The organism is Cellulomonas sp. S1-8 (assembly GCF_026184235.1).
Lineage (GTDB): Bacteria > Actinomycetota > Actinomycetes > Actinomycetales > Cellulomonadaceae > Cellulomonas.
In genome coordinates this window covers 1,066,745-1,083,604 of record NZ_CP110806.1, presented here as the reverse complement: position 1 = coordinate 1,083,604, position 16,860 = coordinate 1,066,745, and the positions used below count along the sequence as shown (strand labels likewise).

17 protein-coding genes and 1 tRNA gene are annotated in these 16,860 nt (G+C 74.0%); 7 read left to right on the top strand and 11 right to left on the bottom strand.

The window, feature by feature from the left end:
- Positions 1-25 precede the first annotated feature (25 nt).
- The 4 genes from manD to OKX07_RS04940 all read left to right on the top strand — a co-directional run bounded on the left by manD (position 26) and on the right by OKX07_RS04940 (position 3,768).
- Positions 26-1,264 carry a D-mannonate dehydratase ManD gene (gene manD, locus OKX07_RS04955; RefSeq protein ID WP_265630744.1) on the top strand — a complete coding sequence of 413 codons (1,239 nt, stop codon included), beginning with the start codon at positions 26-28 and terminating at the stop codon, positions 1,262-1,264.
- The gene (locus OKX07_RS04950; protein ID WP_265630743.1) at positions 1,261-1,776 is read left to right on the top strand and encodes a gluconokinase; all 516 of its coding nucleotides are present in this window, start codon (positions 1,261-1,263) and stop codon (positions 1,774-1,776) included. The genes manD and OKX07_RS04950 overlap by 4 nt, the downstream gene beginning before the upstream one ends.
- Before the next feature lie 119 nt (positions 1,777-1,895).
- Positions 1,896-2,525 carry a TIGR00645 family protein gene (locus tag OKX07_RS04945; protein WP_265630742.1) on the top strand — a complete coding sequence of 210 codons (630 nt, stop codon included), beginning with the start codon at positions 1,896-1,898 and terminating at the stop codon, positions 2,523-2,525.
- A 10-nt stretch (positions 2,526-2,535) separates the two neighbouring features.
- On the top strand, positions 2,536-3,768 hold the full coding sequence (locus OKX07_RS04940; protein ID WP_265630741.1) for an MFS transporter: 1,233 nt from the start codon (positions 2,536-2,538) through the stop codon (positions 3,766-3,768).
- Here OKX07_RS04940 and OKX07_RS04935 read toward each other — a convergent pair.
- The gene (locus OKX07_RS04935; protein ID WP_265630740.1) at positions 3,752-4,474 is read right to left on the bottom strand and encodes a hypothetical protein; all 723 of its coding nucleotides are present in this window, start codon (positions 4,472-4,474) and stop codon (positions 3,752-3,754) included. The two genes, OKX07_RS04940 and OKX07_RS04935, sit on opposite strands and share 17 nt — an antisense overlap.
- Positions 4,475-4,630: 156 nt before the next feature.
- Positions 4,631-4,702, bottom strand: a tRNA-Gln gene (locus tag OKX07_RS04930).
- A gap of 124 nt (positions 4,703-4,826) precedes the next feature.
- Here OKX07_RS04930 and OKX07_RS04925 point away from each other — a divergent pair.
- Entirely contained in the window at positions 4,827-5,432 is a 606-nt protein-coding gene (locus tag OKX07_RS04925) for a TetR/AcrR family transcriptional regulator (RefSeq protein ID WP_265631807.1), read from the top strand.
- Positions 5,433-5,473: 41 nt separating this feature from the next.
- On the opposite strand, the gene OKX07_RS04920 is transcribed toward OKX07_RS04925, so the two are convergent.
- Genes OKX07_RS04920 through OKX07_RS04910 form a run of 3 tightly spaced genes read right to left on the bottom strand, consistent with a single transcriptional unit; the run spans position 5,474 to position 8,174 of the window.
- Positions 5,474-5,755, bottom strand: coding sequence for a hypothetical protein (locus tag OKX07_RS04920; protein WP_265630739.1), 282 nt, complete (start codon positions 5,753-5,755; stop codon positions 5,474-5,476).
- Positions 5,752-6,969, bottom strand: coding sequence for a TFIIB-type zinc ribbon-containing protein (locus OKX07_RS04915; protein ID WP_265630738.1), 1,218 nt, complete (start codon positions 6,967-6,969; stop codon positions 5,752-5,754). The genes OKX07_RS04920 and OKX07_RS04915 overlap by 4 nt, the downstream gene beginning before the upstream one ends.
- A 2-nt stretch (positions 6,970-6,971) precedes the next feature.
- On the bottom strand, positions 6,972-8,174 hold the full coding sequence (locus tag OKX07_RS04910; RefSeq protein ID WP_265630737.1) for an SPFH domain-containing protein: 1,203 nt from the start codon (positions 8,172-8,174) through the stop codon (positions 6,972-6,974).
- Positions 8,175-8,397: 223 nt separating this feature from the next.
- On the opposite strand from OKX07_RS04910, the gene OKX07_RS04905 reads away from it, so the two are divergent.
- Both OKX07_RS04905 and OKX07_RS04900 read left to right on the top strand, forming a co-directional pair.
- On the top strand, positions 8,398-8,916 hold the full coding sequence (locus OKX07_RS04905; protein ID WP_265630736.1) for a MarR family winged helix-turn-helix transcriptional regulator: 519 nt from the start codon (positions 8,398-8,400) through the stop codon (positions 8,914-8,916).
- Between the two features lie 22 nt (positions 8,917-8,938).
- Positions 8,939-10,165, top strand: coding sequence for a CynX/NimT family MFS transporter (locus tag OKX07_RS04900; RefSeq protein ID WP_265630735.1), 1,227 nt, complete (start codon positions 8,939-8,941; stop codon positions 10,163-10,165).
- A gap of 1 nt (position 10,166) precedes the next feature.
- Here OKX07_RS04900 and OKX07_RS04895 read toward each other — a convergent pair whose 3' ends face one another.
- The 6 genes from OKX07_RS04895 to OKX07_RS04870 all read right to left on the bottom strand — a co-directional run bounded on the left by OKX07_RS04895 (position 10,167) and on the right by OKX07_RS04870 (position 16,843).
- The gene (locus OKX07_RS04895; protein ID WP_265630734.1) at positions 10,167-10,520 is read right to left on the bottom strand and encodes an ArsR/SmtB family transcription factor; all 354 of its coding nucleotides are present in this window, start codon (positions 10,518-10,520) and stop codon (positions 10,167-10,169) included.
- Positions 10,521-10,523: 3 nt separating this feature from the next.
- Positions 10,524-12,398, bottom strand: a complete 1,875-nt coding sequence (locus tag OKX07_RS04890; protein WP_265630733.1) for an ABC-F family ATP-binding cassette domain-containing protein — start codon at positions 12,396-12,398, stop codon at positions 10,524-10,526.
- A gap of 96 nt (positions 12,399-12,494) precedes the next feature.
- Entirely contained in the window at positions 12,495-13,610 is a 1,116-nt protein-coding gene (locus OKX07_RS04885; RefSeq protein ID WP_265630732.1) for an ABC transporter permease, read from the bottom strand.
- A complete protein-coding gene (locus OKX07_RS04880; RefSeq protein WP_265630731.1) occupies positions 13,607-14,524 on the bottom strand; it encodes an ABC transporter ATP-binding protein in 918 nt (305 codons plus the stop codon). Before OKX07_RS04880 ends, OKX07_RS04885 begins: the two co-directional genes overlap by 4 nt.
- 148 nt (positions 14,525-14,672) lie before the next feature.
- Positions 14,673-15,377: a response regulator gene (locus OKX07_RS04875; protein ID WP_265630730.1), complete on the bottom strand. Its 705-nt coding sequence runs from the start codon at positions 15,375-15,377 to the stop codon at positions 14,673-14,675.
- The gene (locus tag OKX07_RS04870) at positions 15,374-16,843 is read right to left on the bottom strand and encodes a sensor histidine kinase (RefSeq protein ID WP_265630729.1); all 1,470 of its coding nucleotides are present in this window, start codon (positions 16,841-16,843) and stop codon (positions 15,374-15,376) included. The genes OKX07_RS04875 and OKX07_RS04870 overlap by 4 nt, the downstream gene beginning before the upstream one ends.
- Positions 16,844-16,860 lie beyond the last annotated feature (17 nt).

The window sequence follows — 16,860 nt, the reverse complement described above, 5'->3', positions numbered from 1 at the left end:
CCACCACCCACCACCGGAGACCGCCATGAGGATCGTCGCTGCCGACGTCGTCGTCACCAGCCCGCACCGCAACTTCGTCACCCTGAAGATCACCACCGACGACGGCCTCACGGGCCTGGGTGACGCGACCCTGAACGGGCGCGAGCTCGCGGTCGTGTCCTACCTGCGCGACCACGTCGTGCCGCTGCTGATCGGCCGCGACGCCCACCGCATCGAGGACGCCTGGCAGTTCCTCTACCGCAGCTCGTACTGGCGCCGTGGGCCGGTGACGATGGCCGCCATCGCCGCCGTCGACATGGCGCTGTGGGACATCAAGGGCAAGGCCGCGGGCATGCCGGTGTACCAGCTGCTCGGCGGCGCGTCGCGCAGCGGGCTGCTCGCGTACGGGCACGCGTCGGGCAAGGAGCTGCCCGAGCTGTTCGACTCCGTCCGCGAGCACCAGGAGCAGGGGTACCAGGCGATCCGCGTCCAGACGGGCGTCCCGGGCCTGAAGTCGATCTACGGCATCGCGTCCAACGCGACGTTCGACGGCAACGCGGGCGAGCGGTACGACCACGAGCCGGCGCAGCGCGGTGACCTGCCCTCCGAGGAGGACTGGGACACCCGTTCCTACCTGCGGCACGTGCCGACCGTCTTCGAGGCCGTGCGCAGCGAGTTCGGTCCGGAGCTCCCGCTGCTCCACGACGGCCACCACCGCATGACCCCGATCCAGGCGGCACGACTGGCGAAGTCGCTCGAGCCGTACGACCTGTTCTGGCTCGAGGACTGCACCCCGGCAGAGAACCAGGAGGCGCTGCGCCTGGTGCGGCAGCACTCGACGACGCCGCTGGCGATCGGTGAGATCTTCAACACCGTGTGGGACTTCCAGCTGATCATCCGCGAGCAGCTCATCGACTACGTGCGCGCCGCGTCCACGCACTTCGGTGGGATCAGCCCGCTGAAGAAGGTCATGGACTACGCCGCGCAGTACCAGATCCGCTCCGGCTTCCACGGACCGACCGACATCTCCCCCGTCGGCCTGGCCGCGCAGATGCACGTGGGGCTCGCGATCCACAACTTCGGGATCCAGGAGTACATGCAGCACGGGGAGCGGACCAACGAGGTGTTCCGGCAGTCGATGACGTTCACCGACGGGTTCCTGCACCCGGGCGACCAGCCGGGCCTGGGCGTCGAGATGGACCTCGACGAGGCCGGCAGGTACCCGTACCAGCGGGCGTACCTGCCGTACAACCGGCTGGCCGACGGCACGGTGCACGACTGGTGACCAGGACCGGGAGGACCGTCCCCCGGGTCGTCGTCATGGGTGTCGCGGGGTGCGGCAAGTCCACCGTCGGGTCCGCGCTGGCCCGGCGGCTGGGCGTGCCGTTCGTCGACGCCGACGGCCTGCACCCGCACGCGAACGTCGCCCGCATGAGCGCGGGCGTCCCGCTGACCGACGACGACCGCGCACCGTGGCTCGCGGCCGTGGCCGCCGAGCTCGCGGAGGCGCCCAGGGGTCTGGTGGTCGCGTGCTCGGCGCTGCGTCGCCGGTACCGCGACGCGCTGCGCGCCGGAGCGCCGGGCACGGTGTTCGTGCACCTCACCGGGACGCGCGAGATCCTCGCCGCGCGCCTCGGGGCGCGGCTCGACCACTTCATGCCACCGGCGCTGCTCGACAGCCAGCTCGCGACCCTCGAGCCGCTGGACGACGACGAGCCCGGGTGGGTGCTGAACGTGGTGTGGCCGCCCGACGAGCTGGCCGAGGCGGCGGCGGACCGGCTGCGCGTCGCGGCCTGACGCCTGCCGCGATGCGCGGTTCACCCTCACCGCCGGGGAACCGATCCGCGCGGCCACGCGTTCAGACGTCGCCGACCCCGCCGGGCCACGGCCCGCACGAGCCAGCGAGGAAACACCCTGTGACGTCGACCCCACCCCCGATCACCGAGCCCGCCCCCGCGGGCCGCTCCTACCGGCAGTCCGTGTCGTCGCTGATCTTCTTCTCGCGGTGGCTGCAGCTGCCGCTGTACCTGGGCCTGATCGTCGCGCAGGTCGTCTACGTGTGGCAGTTCATGAAGGAGGTCTGGCACCTCATCGACTTCGCCGTCTTCGGGCACGAGGTCGAGGCGATGGCGGAGTTCGGGACCGAGGCCACGACGATGCTCATCGTCCTGGGCCTCGTCGACGTCGTGATGATCTCGAACCTGCTGATCATGGTGATCATCGGCGGGTACGAGACGTTCGTGTCGCGCATGCGCCTCGACGGCCACCCCGACCAGCCGGAGTGGCTGAGCCACGTCAACGCCAACGTGCTCAAGACGAAGCTGGCGATGTCGATCATCGGGATCTCCTCGATCCACCTGCTGCGCACGTTCATCGAGTCGTCGGTCGGCCACGTCAGCGCCGAGACGATGATGTGGCAGACGATCATCCACGTCGCGTTCGTCGCGTCCGCGCTGGCGCTGGCGTGGATCGACCGGATGTCGGCCGGGACCGTCCAGCACGCCGCACCCGCACCGCCGGCACCCGCGCCGGCTGCTGCTCCGTAACCTCGTCCGGGTGCCCCTGACCTACACCGCCACCCGTCGGTCCGCGCACGCGGGCTACGTCGTCCAGGCGATCGTCAACAACCTCGCGCCGCTGCTGTTCGTCGTGTTCCACACGTCGCTCGACGTGCCGGTCGCGCAGCTCGGCGCGCTCGCGGCCCTGAACTTCGGGGTGCAGCTGCTCACCGACCTGGTCGCCGTGCGCATCGTCGACCGCGTCGGCTACCGGCGCCCGCTGGTGCTCGCGCACGTCCTCGCGGCGCTGGGGCTCGTGCTGCTCGCGGTCCTGCCGCTCGTCCTGCCGTCCCCGTTCGTGGGGCTGTGCCTGGCGGTGGTCGTGTACGGCGTGGGCGGCGGGTTGCTCGAGGTGCTGGTGTCGCCGGTCGTCGAGCACCTGCCCAGCCCGTCGGAGTCGAAGGCCGCGGGCATGGCGCTGGCCCACTCCTTCTACTGCTGGGGCCAGCTCGCGGTCGTCGTGGTCACCACCGGGCTGCTCGCGGTGCTGGGCACCGAGCTGTGGCCGCTGCTGCCCGTGCTGTGGGCGGTGGTGCCGCTGGCGAACCTCGTCGCGCTGCTGCGGGTGCCGATGCCGCCGACCGTCCCCGACGAGCACCGCACACCCCTGCGCGCGCTGTTCGGCACCCCCCTGTTCCTCGCCGCGCTGGTCCTCATGACGACCGGCGGCGCGGCCGAGCTGACGATGGCGCAGTGGTCGTCGTTCTTCGCCGAGCAGGGCACGGGCGTGCCCAAGGAGGTCGGCGACCTGCTCGGTCCCGGGCTGTTCGCGCTCCTCATGGGCCTGGGCCGCGCGGCCTACGGCCTGTGGGGGCACGACGTGCCGCTGCGGCCGCTGCTCGCCGTCTCGGGGGTGGCCGCGGCCGTCTGCTACGTCGTCGCCGCGACCGCGGCCGTGCCCGTCGTCAGCCTCGCCGCGTGCGCGCTGTGCGGGCTCGCGGTCGCGCTGCTGTGGCCCGGGACGTTCTCGCTGACGTCGGCCCGGTTCCCGTTGGGCGGGGCGGCGATGTTCGCGGTGCTGGCCCTGGCCGGGGACGCGGGCGGGGCGATCGGTCCGCTCAGCGCCGGGCTGTTCGCGGGGCTCGCCGACGGACCGCTCGCGGGCCTGGCGTCGGCGCTGCCCCCGGACTCGGGCACAGGTCTGCGCGCCGGGCTGCTGCTCAGCGCGGCGGTCCCCCTGGTGTTCGCCGTGACCGTGCTGGTGGGTGGGCGCGTCACCCCTCCTCGGTGACCACGTCCGCCATCCCGCACGCCCACCACTCACCGTCGAGACGCACCGGGTCGACGCACCGCATCCCGCGCATGTCCATGCCCTCCGGCGACTCCTGCGGGCTGTGGAAAAGACCACCGGCGTCGTCGGGGACGGCCGTCCACAGCGGGAAGAACACGTGATCCCCCAGCACGTAGACCCGGCCGCCGGCGGTGAGGTGCTGGTGCTCCGGCCTCAGACGCACGCCGTCCCACGACCCCGACCGGGCGCGCACGTCCGTCACGGCCTCCTCGTAGGCGGGCCGGCGGATCTCGAACTCCTCCCTCCACCCGGGGAGCGGACCGGAGAGGGCCATCACCAGGGCCACGACCACGACGCACGTGATCGCGGCGACCGGCCACCGCCGGCGGCGACGACGGGCGACGACGAACGCCGCCAGGACCGTCAGCGGGATCACGAGCACGAAGCTGACGAACATCGCGAGCTCGTGGATCCCGCGCGCCGCCGTCAGACCCTCCAGGCGCTCCGGCAGCATCCCCCGCCTCGCCAGCGCCCACGCCACCTGCTCGCTCGCGAGCGTGACCCACGCCAGGACAGCGGGCGTGACCGCCACCCCGACGAGGAGTCGTGCGATCACGGTCCGACGGGCCGCCTGCTGCCCGCCGCTGCTCTCGACGTCCGTCGCGATCTCGACGTCCGTGCCGTCCGCTGCCCCTGGCGCATCCATCGCGAGGACGGTAGCGGCGTCGGGCGGCGGGTCGCGTCCTCCCGTCGGCGGACACCGGGCAGCACGCGAGACCGAGACCGACTGACACGCGAGGCGTGCAGCGTTCGGGACGTCTGACGTCCCGAACGCTGCACTTCGGCTGTACACCGGCCGACGCTCCGCCCCCAGGATTCGAACCTGGACTGCACGGCTCCAAAGGCCGGCGTGCTGCCGTTACACCAGGGCGGACCGGCCGCCTAGTCTGCCAGCCCACGGCCGACGTGCCTCTCCGGAGGGGGTCGTCGCCGGGCGCGCCGGACCCGCACGGCACAATGGCCCGATGACCACCGACTCCAAGCGGTCCCGTGCACGGATGACGGGCACCCAGCGGCGCGCGCAGCTGCTCGACGTGTCGCGCAAGCTCTTCGCGGAGAAGGGGTTCGAGGGCACGTCGGTCGAGGAGATCGCGGCCCGCGCCGAGGTGTCCAAGCCCGTGGTGTACGAGCACTTCGGTGGCAAGGAGGGCGTGTACGCGGTCGTCGTCGACCGCGAGATCCAGGCCCTCACCGGTGCGCTCACGACCGCGCTGGAGCTCGGTGGGCACCCCAAGGTGATGGTCGAGCGGACCGCGTTGGCGCTGCTGTCGTACATCGAGGCGTCCGAGGACGGCTTCCGGATCCTCGTGCGCGACTCCCCCGTCGCGCAGGCGACGGGCACCTTCTCCTCGCTCATCGGCGACGTCGCCTCGCAGGTCGAGCACCTGCTGGGCGCGCAGTTCAAGAAGCAGGGCCTGGACCAGCGCAACGCCCCGATGTACGCGCAGATGCTCGTCGGCATGGTCGCGCTGACGGGTCAGTGGTGGCTCGACGCCCGCAGCCCGCGCAAGACCGACGTCGCCGCGCACCTGGTCAACCTCGCGTGGAACGGCCTGGAGGGCCTGGAGCGACGCCCCGAGCTGACCAAGCCGACCGCGCCGTAGGCGGCCCGGCCGTCAGGGCCCGGCCGTCAGGGCGCTTGCCGTCAGGGTGCCCGGACCTTGCGGCTGTTCGCGCCCTTCATCCGCGCGCTCGTCAGGCCCGTGCGCGACCCGATGTGCGTGTCCTGCGCCTGCACGTCGAGCATCTGCGAGCGGGTCTCCGACTCGTGGTGATGCCGCTTGTCGGTGTTGCGGTACCGCAGGTGGACCCAGCCGTAGAAGAGCGGGCCGGCGAGCAGGAGCGCCAGCAGGATCGCCTTGCCGCTGCCGTCACCGCCCCCGGAGCTCGCCAGGACGTCGGCCGCCAGCACCACCGCGCCCGTCACATCAGCACCCACAGCACCACGGCCGCCACCAGCGCGAACGCCTCGACGACGCCCGCGACGAGCGCGAGGCGTCCCTTGTTCAGCGGGATGCTGCCCATCGTCTCCCCGGTCCGGCCGTTGACGGCCACGTAGTGCAGCAGCGTCGAGCCGTCCTTCTTCTCCTCGAGGTAGCTGTACAGCCACACCGGCAGGTACGCGCTGACCCAGCGCTCTCCGTGCACGTCGACGTCCGTGCTGTCCCAGCGGACGCCGCGGTCGTAGTGGTCGATCGTCTCGTCGGCTCGCCAGCGCGCGATGTCGCCCACCTGCTGGTGGACGGCACCCCGCAGCGCGTCGACGTCGACGTCCCGGCGCTCGGACGTGAACCCCTGCAGGTACCGGGGGTCGTAGCGCACGCCGTTCTCGACGTCGAACGGCAGGATCGTGTTGATGACGTTGTTCGACGTGCGCTCGGTGTCGCGGTCCAGCCGCTCGGCCGACGACTCGACGGTCAGGTCGTCGACGTGCACGTCGAACGCGCGGCGCACGTCGTACACGTCGGCGTCGTAGCGGCGCTCGCTGCGCGTCTCACCCTCGGAGTTGCGCACCTGCACCGTGTACGAGCGGGTCTGGTGCTCGCCCTCGCCGGCGACGCGCGCGTGGGCGTTGACGTCGACCACCATGTACGGCAGGTAGACGCCCATGACGTTCTCCGGCGTGAACTCCGCCCGGAACCGCGGGTGGGCGAAGAACGTGCGCTTGCCGACGAACTCCGCGACCCGGGTGACCGCGTCGGCCTTGGGGACGCGGAACGGCAGGAGCATGTCCGGTACCGCACCGTTCGGCACCTGCTCCGTGAGCGACAGGGTGTGACGGCACCAGTGGCAGCGCGCCTGCACGCCCGCGGTGGTGTCGATGACGACGTCCGCGCCGCAGGCCGTGCAGCGCAGCGTGACCGACGGGTCGGCGGTGACGTCCGCGGTCCCGGAGCCGACGACGACACCGGACAGCTCGCCGATCGCACCGTCGAGGTCGAACGTCACCAGCGCGTTCTCGGTGCGCCACTCGTACCGGCAGAAGCCGCAGCGCAGCATGCCGGTCGCCACGTTCAGCGAGGCCTCGCTGGCCCCGCACCGCTCGCAGCGCACGATCCCGTCGCTGCGGTCGCCCCCGGTGCTGACGACGCGCGGACCGTCGGGCGGGGCCCCGGGCTGCGGGGCGTCGGCGTCGCTCATCGCTACAGACCGAGGGCCTTCGCCTTGGCGGCGTCGTAGTCGGCCTGCGTGATCAGGCCCTGGTCGAACAGCGCCTTGAGCTGCGTGAGCCTGGCGACCGTGTCGTCGGCCGCGGGCGCCGCCGGGGCGGCCGGCGCAGTCGTCGCCGCCTGCGGGGCGGGTGCGGGCGCCGTCGGCTGCTGCAGCGCACCGGCCGCGCCGCCCGCCGCGCCCAGGCCCAGACCCAGCACCGCCATGTTGGCCGCGCCGCCACCGCCCTCGCCGGCGGCCTGCATGCCGCGTGCGACCGACTGCTGCAGGAAGGAGTTGCCGCGCGCCCCGCCGAGCGCGTCGGCCTTCTTGACGTCGCTGAGGAGCGCGCGCGTGTCCTCGTCGTACTCGATCGCGGCGATCGCGACCTTGCCGATCGTCAGGCCGCGCTGCGAGGTCCACATGAACCCCTCCTCGACGGCACCGGCGAGCGCCTGCCCGAAGCCGACCGAGTCGCTCTGGATCCGCGTGATCCGGTTGCCCTGCGCGGGGTCGTTCGTGTACTTCGAGAACGCGGCGGCCAGCGAGCCGACGACCTCCGTGAACAGCTGGCTCGCGGCCGGGTTGTCCAGGTCGGAGAAGTCGAAGACCGGCCCGCCGGGCGTGAGGTACGTCAGGGGGACGAAGCCCTTGACCAGCAGGACGGGGTCGACGACCCGCAACGTGTACGTGCCCCGCGTGACGGCGCCCACCTGCGCGTTGAGGTACGCGTCGTCCCAGTAGATCTCCGACTGGGTGCCGAACCGGTTGTTCGGGATCTCCTTGAGGTTCACGTAGAACGCGAGCTGCTGCGACCCCGGCTGCCCGCCGAACTTGAACCGCTCCCACGACGTCTGCACGGTCGAGGCGAGGATGCCGTCACCCGCGAACACGGACCGGGAGTTCGGGTCGTCCGACCGGTACTCGTACCCGCCGGGCTCGGCGACCAGGCCCGTGAGCTGCCCGTCCTGGAACGTCAGGAGCGCGACCCCCTCGGGCACCACGATGCGGCTGCCGTTGGTGATGATGTTGTCCGACGCCTTGGTGTTCGAGCCCCTGCCGGCGTTCTGCCCGCGCGGCACGGCGGGGAAGATCGCGGCCGTCGGCGGCAGACCGTCCGGCGGGGTCAGGAAGTCCTTCCACTGGTCGGCGAGCGTGCCGCCCAGCGCCCCGGCGAATGCCTTGATGAATCCCACGGTGCTCCTCCGGCTCACGGGTGGTGCGGGCTCGGACCGCGACGTGGACCGGGCCTGACACGCGGAACCGTATCGCCACCGACGGCGCGCCGGGCAGGACCTGGGCGGTATCTCACCCGCTGGTCACGCGGCGCGCATCGCCGCAGGCCACCGCCGTCGCGCGGGTCCCGGCGCACCGGGCCGACGCGAGCCCGGGTGTCTCGATGTCGACTAATGTCGGGGCATGGCCGAGACCCACACCGGCCGGCCGCCCCGCGACGAGGTCGACCGGATCGTCGCCGCCTGGGCGCGCGAGCGACCGGACCTGGACGTGCGGCCCCTGACCGTCCTCTCCCGCGTCAGCAGGCTGGCCCGGCACCTCGACCTCGCCCGTCGCGGCGCGTTCGCGCGCCACGGGCTGGAGACCTGGGAGTTCGACGTGCTCGCGGCGCTGCGCCGCGCCGGGTCCCCCTACCGGCTGTCACCCGGGGCGCTCCTGACGCAGACGCTGGTCACCAGCGGCACCATGACCAACCGCATCGACCGCCTCGTCGAGCACGGCCTCGTCGAGCGGCTCCCCTCGCCCGACGACCGCCGCGGCGTCCTGGTCCAGCTCACCACCGCCGGCGCGGAGCGGGTCGACGAGGCGTTCGCCGACCTGCTCGACGTCGAGCGCAGCCTCATCGGCGACCTGCCGGAGGGTGATCGCGAGCGCCTCGCGGAGCTGCTGCGCGACGTGCTCACGCTGTTCGACGCGTCGTGAGTCCCGGCCCGCCGCTCCTGCCGTGAGCCGCCGCGCTGCCGCCCCCGCGGGCGGTGCGGCGCTGCTCGTCGCGCTGCTGCTCGTCGCGCTCAACCTGCGCGGACCCATCACGGCGCTCCCGCCCGTCGTCGACGCCGTCGCCGCCGACCTCGCCCTCAGCCCGGCGACCGCGGGGTGGCTCACCGGTCTGCCGATCCTGTGCTTCGCGCTGCTGACCCCGCTCGCGGCCGTCGCGCTCGCCCGCGCCGGGACCACGCGCATGCTCGCCGCGGCGCTCGTGGCGATCCTGGCCGGCACGTTGCTGCGCTCGTTCGGCGGTGTCCCGGGCGCGTTCGCCGGGACGGTCGTCATCGGTGCCGCGATCACCGTGGGCAACGTGGGCCTCCCGCTGGTCATCGCGCGGGACTTCCCCACCCGGGTGCCGCGCGTCATGGGCCTGTTCATCGCGGTGATGAACGGCGGCGCCGCGCTGACGACCCTCGGCACGGCGCCGCTCGCGGCGCTCGTCGGGTGGCGGTGGGCGCTCGCCGCGTGGGGGGTGCTGGCGGTCGGCGCGCTCGTGGGGTGGGCGCGGGTCCACGCGGCGGGTGCGCCTGACGGGGGCGGGCCGGTGCGGGCCGCGGCCGACCGGGCCGGCGGCCGGGACGCGGCGGGGAGCGTGCCCGGCAGCGTGCCGGTGCTGCGCCGGCCGGTGACGTGGGTGCTGTGCGCGGCGTTCGTCGGGCAGGCGTCGTCCTACATGGGTGTCACCGCGTGGCTGCCGTCGGTGCTGCACGACACGGCAGGGCTGAGCGTCACGGGCGCCGGCGCCGCGGCGTCGCTGTTCCAGCTGCTGGGGGTGCTCGGCAGCGTCCTGGTCCCGGCCGCGCTCGCGCGTCGGGTCCCGCCGCGGGTGCTGGTGCTCGTCGTCGCGGCCTGCTGGCTGGCGCTGCCGGTCGGGCTGCTGCTCGCCCCGGGCGCCTGGGTGGCCTGGACGGCGCTCGCCGGGCTCGCGCAGGCCGCGAACTTCGTCGTGCTGTTCACGGTGGTCGCGCACGTCGCGGGCCGCTCCGCCGACGTCCGCCGCATGTCGGCGACCGTCCAGACCGTCGGCTACGCCGCCGCGGCGGCGACCCCGTACGCGCTCGGGTCGCTCTTCACCGCCACGTCCGGCTGGACGGTCCCGCTCCTGACGATCGCGGCGCTGCTCACCCTGGCGACGGTCACGCTCACCGTCGCCGCCGGTGGCCTGGCGGCCCGCGCCCGGTGACCTACGCCCGCAGGTCGTCCAGCCACTCCCGGGCCGTGTCGGTGCCGTCGCGCGCGAGCCGGTACGTGCGGACGCGTCCCGTCTTCTCGGAGACGACGACGCCCGCGCGCTCCAGCACCGCGAGGTGCTGGACGACCGCGGGCAGCGACATCGCGAACGGGGCGGCGAGCTCGGTGACCGACGCGCCCCCCTCGGCGAGCCGCGCGACGACCGCCCGGCGCGTCGCGTCGGACAGGGCGCGGAACAGCCGGTCCAGGTCGTCGTCCGGGGTCCGCGCCGGCACGCCGACCCGGCGGACGAGCGCGCGGCCGGGCTCCTCGTCGCGCGACGTCGCACCGCGGGCGGCACCGGTCATCGCTCAGCCCACGATCTCGGCGGCCTCGAGCCACGCGGCCTCGAGCTCGTCGCGCTCGGCCGCCAGCGCACGCAGCTCGCCGTCGAGCGCCTGCACGGCCGTGTGATCGGTCGCCTGGTCCGCCATGCGGCGGTGCAGGTCGGTCTCGAGGGCGGTGATGCGCTCCAGGCGGCGCTCGATGCGCTGCACGTCCTTGCGCGCGGCGCGCGTCTCGGCCGCGGAGGGCGCGGGGCGCGTCTCGGCGGCGGAGGGCGCGTCGGCCGCCGCAGCGCTGCCCGTCCCGCTGCCCGTGCCGCTGCTCTGTGCGTCGTTCCCGCGCGCCGCCGCGGCCGCCTGCATCCCGGCACGCGCGTCGGCGGCCCCGGCGGCGATGGCGACCCCGCGCAGCTCGAGGTACTGCTCGACGCCGCCGGGCAGGTCCCGCAGCGCGCCGTCGCCGAGCAGGGCGACCTGCCGGTCGCACACGCGCTCGAGCAGGTACCGGTCGTGCGAGACGACGATCAGCGTGCCCGGCCACCCGTCGAGCAGGTCCTCGAACGCGGCGAGCGTGTCGGTGTCGAGGTCGTTGGTGGGCTCGTCGAGCAGCAGCACGTTGGGCTCGGCGACGAGCAGCCGCAGCAGCTGCAGCCGGCGCCGCTCGCCGCCGGACAGCTCCCGCACCAGGGTGCGCGCGCGCTCGCGGCTGAACCCGAGCCGCTCGACCAGCTGCGCGGCGGTGAGCTCCTTGCCCCCGACGACGACGGTCCGCTTCTCGCGCTCGACCGCCTCGACGACGTTGAGGCCCGCGAGCTCGTCGAGGTCCTCGACGTCCTGGCGCAGCTCGGCCACACGCACGGTCTTGCCGCGCCGGACGCGGCCGGACGTGGGCACGGCGCTGCCGGTCAGCAGCCGCAGCAGCGTGGTCTTGCCGGCACCGTTGACGCCGACGACGCCGTACCGGTCCCCCGGCCCGAGCCGCCACGTGACGTCGTCGAGCAGCACGCGGCCGTCGGGCAGCGTGTAGGTGACGTCCTCGAGGTCGAGGACGTCCTTGCCGAGGCGGGCGGTGGCCGTGCGGGTGAGCGCGAGCGAGTCGCGCGGGGGCGGCTCGTCGGCGATGAGCGCGCTCGCCGCGTCGATCCGGAACTTCGGCTTGGACGTCCGCGCGGGGGCGCCGCGACGCAGCCACGCGAGCTCCTTGCGCAGCAGGTTCTGCCGCTTGCCCTCGACCACCGCGGCCTGCTGGTCGCGCTCCGCGCGCGCCAGGACGTACGCGGCGTACCCGCCCTCGTACTGGTCGACGACCCCGTCGTGCACCTCCCACGTCCGGGTGCAGACCGCGTCGAGGAACCACCGGTCGTGGGTCACGACGACGAGCGCACCGCCGCCGCGCGCGTACCGGTCGACCAGGTACCCCGCGAGCCACGCGACGCCCTCGACGTCGAGGTGGTTGGTCGGCTCGTCGAGCACGAGGATCTCGTCGTCCCGCACCAGCAGGGCCGCGAGCGCCACCCGGCGGCGCTGCCCGCCGGACAGCTCGTTCAGCGCCGCGTCGAGCGCGACGTCCGACAGCAGACCGGCGTGCACGGCGCGCACGCGGGAGTCCGACGCCCACTCGTGCGCGTCGGCGTCCCCGTGCACCGCGTCCAGGACGGTGCCCGCCTCGATCTCGTCGCGCTGGTCCAGCAGCGCGATGCGCGTGCCCCCGGCGCGCGTGACACGCCCCTCGTCGGGCTCCTGACGACCGGAGAGCACGCGCAGCAGCGTGGACTTGCCGGCGCCGTTGGGGCCGACGACGCCGATCCGCTGGCCGTCGTCGACGCCGAGGCTGACGCCGTCGAGGAGTGCGCGGGTACCGAGGGTGAGGTGGACGCGATCGGCGCCGAGAAGGTGGGGCATGAGGCTGTCAGCCTGCCAGGTGACCCGCGGGGTGTCGAAGCGGGACGCCGACGGGGCCGCGAGGTGCCGACGGCACCCCACGACCCCGTCCGTACGTCAGTCGGCGCTCGCGCCCGACAGCACCTCGCGGACCCGGACCCGCCCGCCCATCCGCAGCACCGACCGCTCGTAGATCCGCGCGGCGATCGCGATCACCCCGAGGCAGGCAGCGGCGAGCAGCGCGAGCGACAGCAGCGGCTCCCACCAGGCGGCCTCCCCCAGGAACAGCCGCACCGGCATCCCGACGGGGGCGCTGAACGGCACGTAGGACATGACGGTCAGCACCGTGGCGTTGTCGTTGAAGAACACGACGAGGAAGTACGGCAGCATCGTCAGCCAGATGGCCGGCTGCAGGACGACACCCGTGTCCTCGATGCGCGAGACCAGCGACGCGCTCGCGGCGAAGATCGCGGCCAGGAGCACGAACCCGATCGCGAAGAACACCACGAACCACACGATGGGCGTCCCGATCATCGTCAGCACGTCGTCCTGCCCCGTGACGACCAGGGCCAGCACCGAGACCGCCGCGATCGCCGCCGTCTGCCCCAGGGCCAGCGCGGAGTTGCCGAGGATCTTGCCGGCGAGCAGCGCGCGCGCCGGGACCGCCGAGAGCAGGATCTCCACGATCCGCGTCTGCTTCTCCGTCACGGTGTTCTGCGCGATCGTCGAGCCGAAGCCGATGGCCGACATCATGAAGACCAGGCCGAACCCGAACGTCACCAGGTAGCGGATGCCGCCCTCGGCGGCGGCCGGCTCCAGCAGCACGACCTCCGGTGCCTCGGTCAGCGCGTCGAGGACCTCCTGCGGTGCGGCGTCCATCGCGATGACCTCGACGCCCAGCGGGCCGTCACCGGGCACGACGGCTGCGTCCACGTCGCCGTCGCGGACGGCCTGCTCGGCTGCGTCGCGGTCCGCCACGTCGGACACGGCGAGGCCGTCGGCCGCGTCGAGCCCCGCCGCGACGGACGACACCACCGCCACCGGCACGTCGTCGCCCTCGCGTCCCGACAGGACCGAGCTGACGACGATCGCCGCGAGGATCCCCACCAGCAGGATGGCCGTGGAGATGAGGAACGACTTGGTGCGCACCTGCGACGTGATCTCGCGCTCGGCGACGAGCAGTGCGGCGCGGACCTGCGAGGGCGGGGTCGGTGCGGACGGTCGGGTGCTCATCGGGTCGTCTCCTGCAGCTCGGGCTGGGGCTCGTCGGCGACGACGTCGCGGAAGATCTCCGCCAGCGTCGGCCGCAGCGGGGTGAACGCGTGCACGGGGCCGCGGGTCAGCGCGGCGTTCAGCACGTGCTGCGCGACGTCCTGCGACGCCTCGAACACCGCGGACCCGCCCGCGAGCTCGTCGACGCGGACGTCCGGCACGTCGCGCAGCCAGCCCATGTCGCCGGCGGCGACGATCTCGTGCCGGGCGGTGCCGTGCTGCCGCCGCAGGTCGTCCCGCGTGCCCGCCGCGCGCACCCGGCCCCCCGCGATGATGACGAGGTCGTCGCAGAGCCGCTCGACCACGTCGAGCTGGTGGGAGGAGAACAGCACCGGCACGCCCTGCGCCGCGCGCTCGGAGAGCACGCCCTGCACGACCTCGACGGCCATCGGGTCCAGCCCCGAGAACGGCTCGTCGAGCACCAGCACGTCGGGGTCGTGGACCAGGGCCGCCGCGATCTGCGCCCGCTGCTGGTTGCCCAGCGACAGGTTCTCGACGGGGTCCTTGGCGCGCGCCGTCAGGTCCATCCGCTCGACGAGCGCCTCGGCGCGCTCGGTGGCGCCCTGCCGGTCGAACCCGTGCAGCCGCGCCAGGTACGTCAGGTGCTCGACGAGCCCCATCTTGGGGTAGAGCCCCCGCTCCTCGGGCATGTAGCCGAAGCGGGCGCGCCGGGCACCGGCCACCGGTGCGCCGTCGATCGTGACGGTGCCGGCGTGCGGTGCCAGCACCCCCAGGATGATCCGCATCGTCGTGGTCTTGCCGGCCCCGTTGCCGCCGACGAACCCCGTGAGCCGCCCGCGCCCGACGGTGAAGCTCACGTCGTCGAGCACGAGCCGGTCGCCGAACGACCGGCTGATCCCGTGCAGCTCGAGCATCGTCCCTCCCCTGCCGCGTCCGCGTCCGGGTGGCCCCGGACGTCCTGGTCACGACGGTAGGCGGCGCGCCGCGGCGGCGCGTCGGGCGCCCGGCCGATCATGCGTCTCCGTCCCGGGACGGAGAAGGGCCCGCAGCCGAGGGGGCGCGTCAGCCGAGCAGGCCGTGCTCGTGCGCGTACACGACGGCCTGCACCCGGTCCCGCAACGCCAGCTTGGCCAGCAGGTTCGACACGTGCGTCTTGACGGTCGCCCGGCTCACGACCAGCTCGGCCGCGATCTCGTCGTTGCTCATGCCCCGCGCGACGAGCGTGAGCACCTCCTGCTCCCGCTCCGTCAGCGGGACGACGGGCCGCGGCGCGGGGCGGGTCGGCGGCCGGTCCTGGACCGCGCGCGCGATCACCGCGCGCGTCACCTCCGGCGACAGCAGCCCCTCGCCGGCGGCGGCGCTGAGCACGGCCTCGGTGAGCTGCTCGGGCCGCGACGTCTTGAGCAGGTACCCGACGGCGCCCGCGCGCAGCGCCTCGACGAGGTAGTCCTCGCGGTTGAACGTCGTCAGGATCACGACGGCCGCGTGCAGGTCGGGATCCGCGACGATGCGCCGCGTCGCCTCGAGCCCGTCCATGTCCGGCATCTGCACGTCCATGCAGACGACGTCGGGACGCGTCGCGCGCACCAGGTCGACGGCCTGCGCGCCGGTGCCCGCCTCGCCGACGACCTCGATGCCGGGGTGCGCCGACAGGATCGTGCCGATGCCGGCGCGCAGCAGCGCCTGGTCGTCGACGAGCACGACCCTGACCCGCGCCGCCTCCGACGTCCCGCCCGCACCCTGCGTCATGCCCGCACCCTGCGTCATGCCCGGTCCTCCGCCATGCCCTCGTCCTCCGCCATGCCCTCGTCGTGCGCCGCGACCTGTGCCGCGGTCGTCGTCCCGCCGTCGTCGGGCGCCACCAGCGGCAGCCGGACGCGCACGACGAAGCCGCCGGATCGGCGCCGTGCCGCCTCGAACGTGCCCCCGTCGGAGGCGGTGCGCTCCCGCATGCCGACGAGCCCCATGCCCGACGACGGCACCGGCCCGGTGCGCCGACCCGAGCCGCCGTCGTCGGACACCTCGAGCTCGACCTCGTCGGCCAGCCAGCGCAGCCGGACGTCGGCGTGCGCACCGACGCCCGCGTGCTTGCGGGTGTTGGTCAGCGCCTCCTGCGCGATGCGGTACAGGTTGAGGGACGCGAGCGGACGCAGCCGCTGCGGCTCCCCGACCTCCTGGTAGGCGACCTGCAGGCCGGCCGCGCGGGCCCGTTCGACGAGGTCCGGCAGCCGGCCGACGTCGAGCGACGCGAGCGCCTCCCCCGACGCCGTCGCGTCGACGGCGCGCGCCGGACCGTCCCCGCCGCCGACCCCCATGCCCTCGCCGTCGCGCAGCATGCCGAGGATGCCGTGCAGCTCGCGCACCGCGTCGCGCGCGGCCTGCTCGACGTGGCCGAGCGCGTCGGCCGCGCGGACGGGGTCCGCGAGGAGGACCGTGCGCGCCGCGGCGGCCTGCACGCCCATGAGCGAGACGTGGTGGGCGACGGCGTCGTGCAGCTCGCGCGCCAGCCGCAACCGCTCCAGCGCGACCGCCTGCTCCTCCGCGCGCCTGCGCTCGAGCACCAGCAGGTGCGTGCGCCACGCGGTGCGGGACCGCTCGCGCGCCGAGCGCCACGCGTGCTCACCGAAGAACCACGCCCCGCCGAAGTACAGGGCGTTGGTCAGCAGCTGCAGCAGTGTCCACGACACGAAGGGCGAGAAGATGCCGACGCGGTCCGGGATCTCGTCGGCCAGCTCCGGGTCGGTCGCCGCGAGGAACAGCGCGACGAAGAGCCACACGATCATCGCGACGACGACCACGCCGCGGACCGTGGTCGCGCGGCGCCGGTCCGTCTCCCACGCGCCGACCGTGTACATCGCGCAGAACAGCGCGATGTTCGACACCAGCACCTCGGGCACCTGCAGCACCTGGGCGACGACGAAGGCCGCGCCGACGACCACGAGCACGGCGCTCGGCCAGCGGCGTCGCACCGCGAGCGGCAGCGTGGTCGCCGCGAGCGCGAGCGCCGCGACCCAGCCCTCCGACGGCTCCTCGTAGATCCCGGCCACGCTCACGAGCACCATCGACAGCAGCGCACCCACGTACAGGGCCGCGGCCAGCAGCGCGTCCCAGCGGAGCACGTCGGCGTCCGGGGACGGCCGCACCCAGCCCGGCTCGTCGGGGTCCGTCGGCGCCGGCGGCGCGGCGTCGACGCGGCGCACGACGTCGAGCGTGCGTCCCGCCACGTCGGTCATCGACGCCCCCGGGGGCA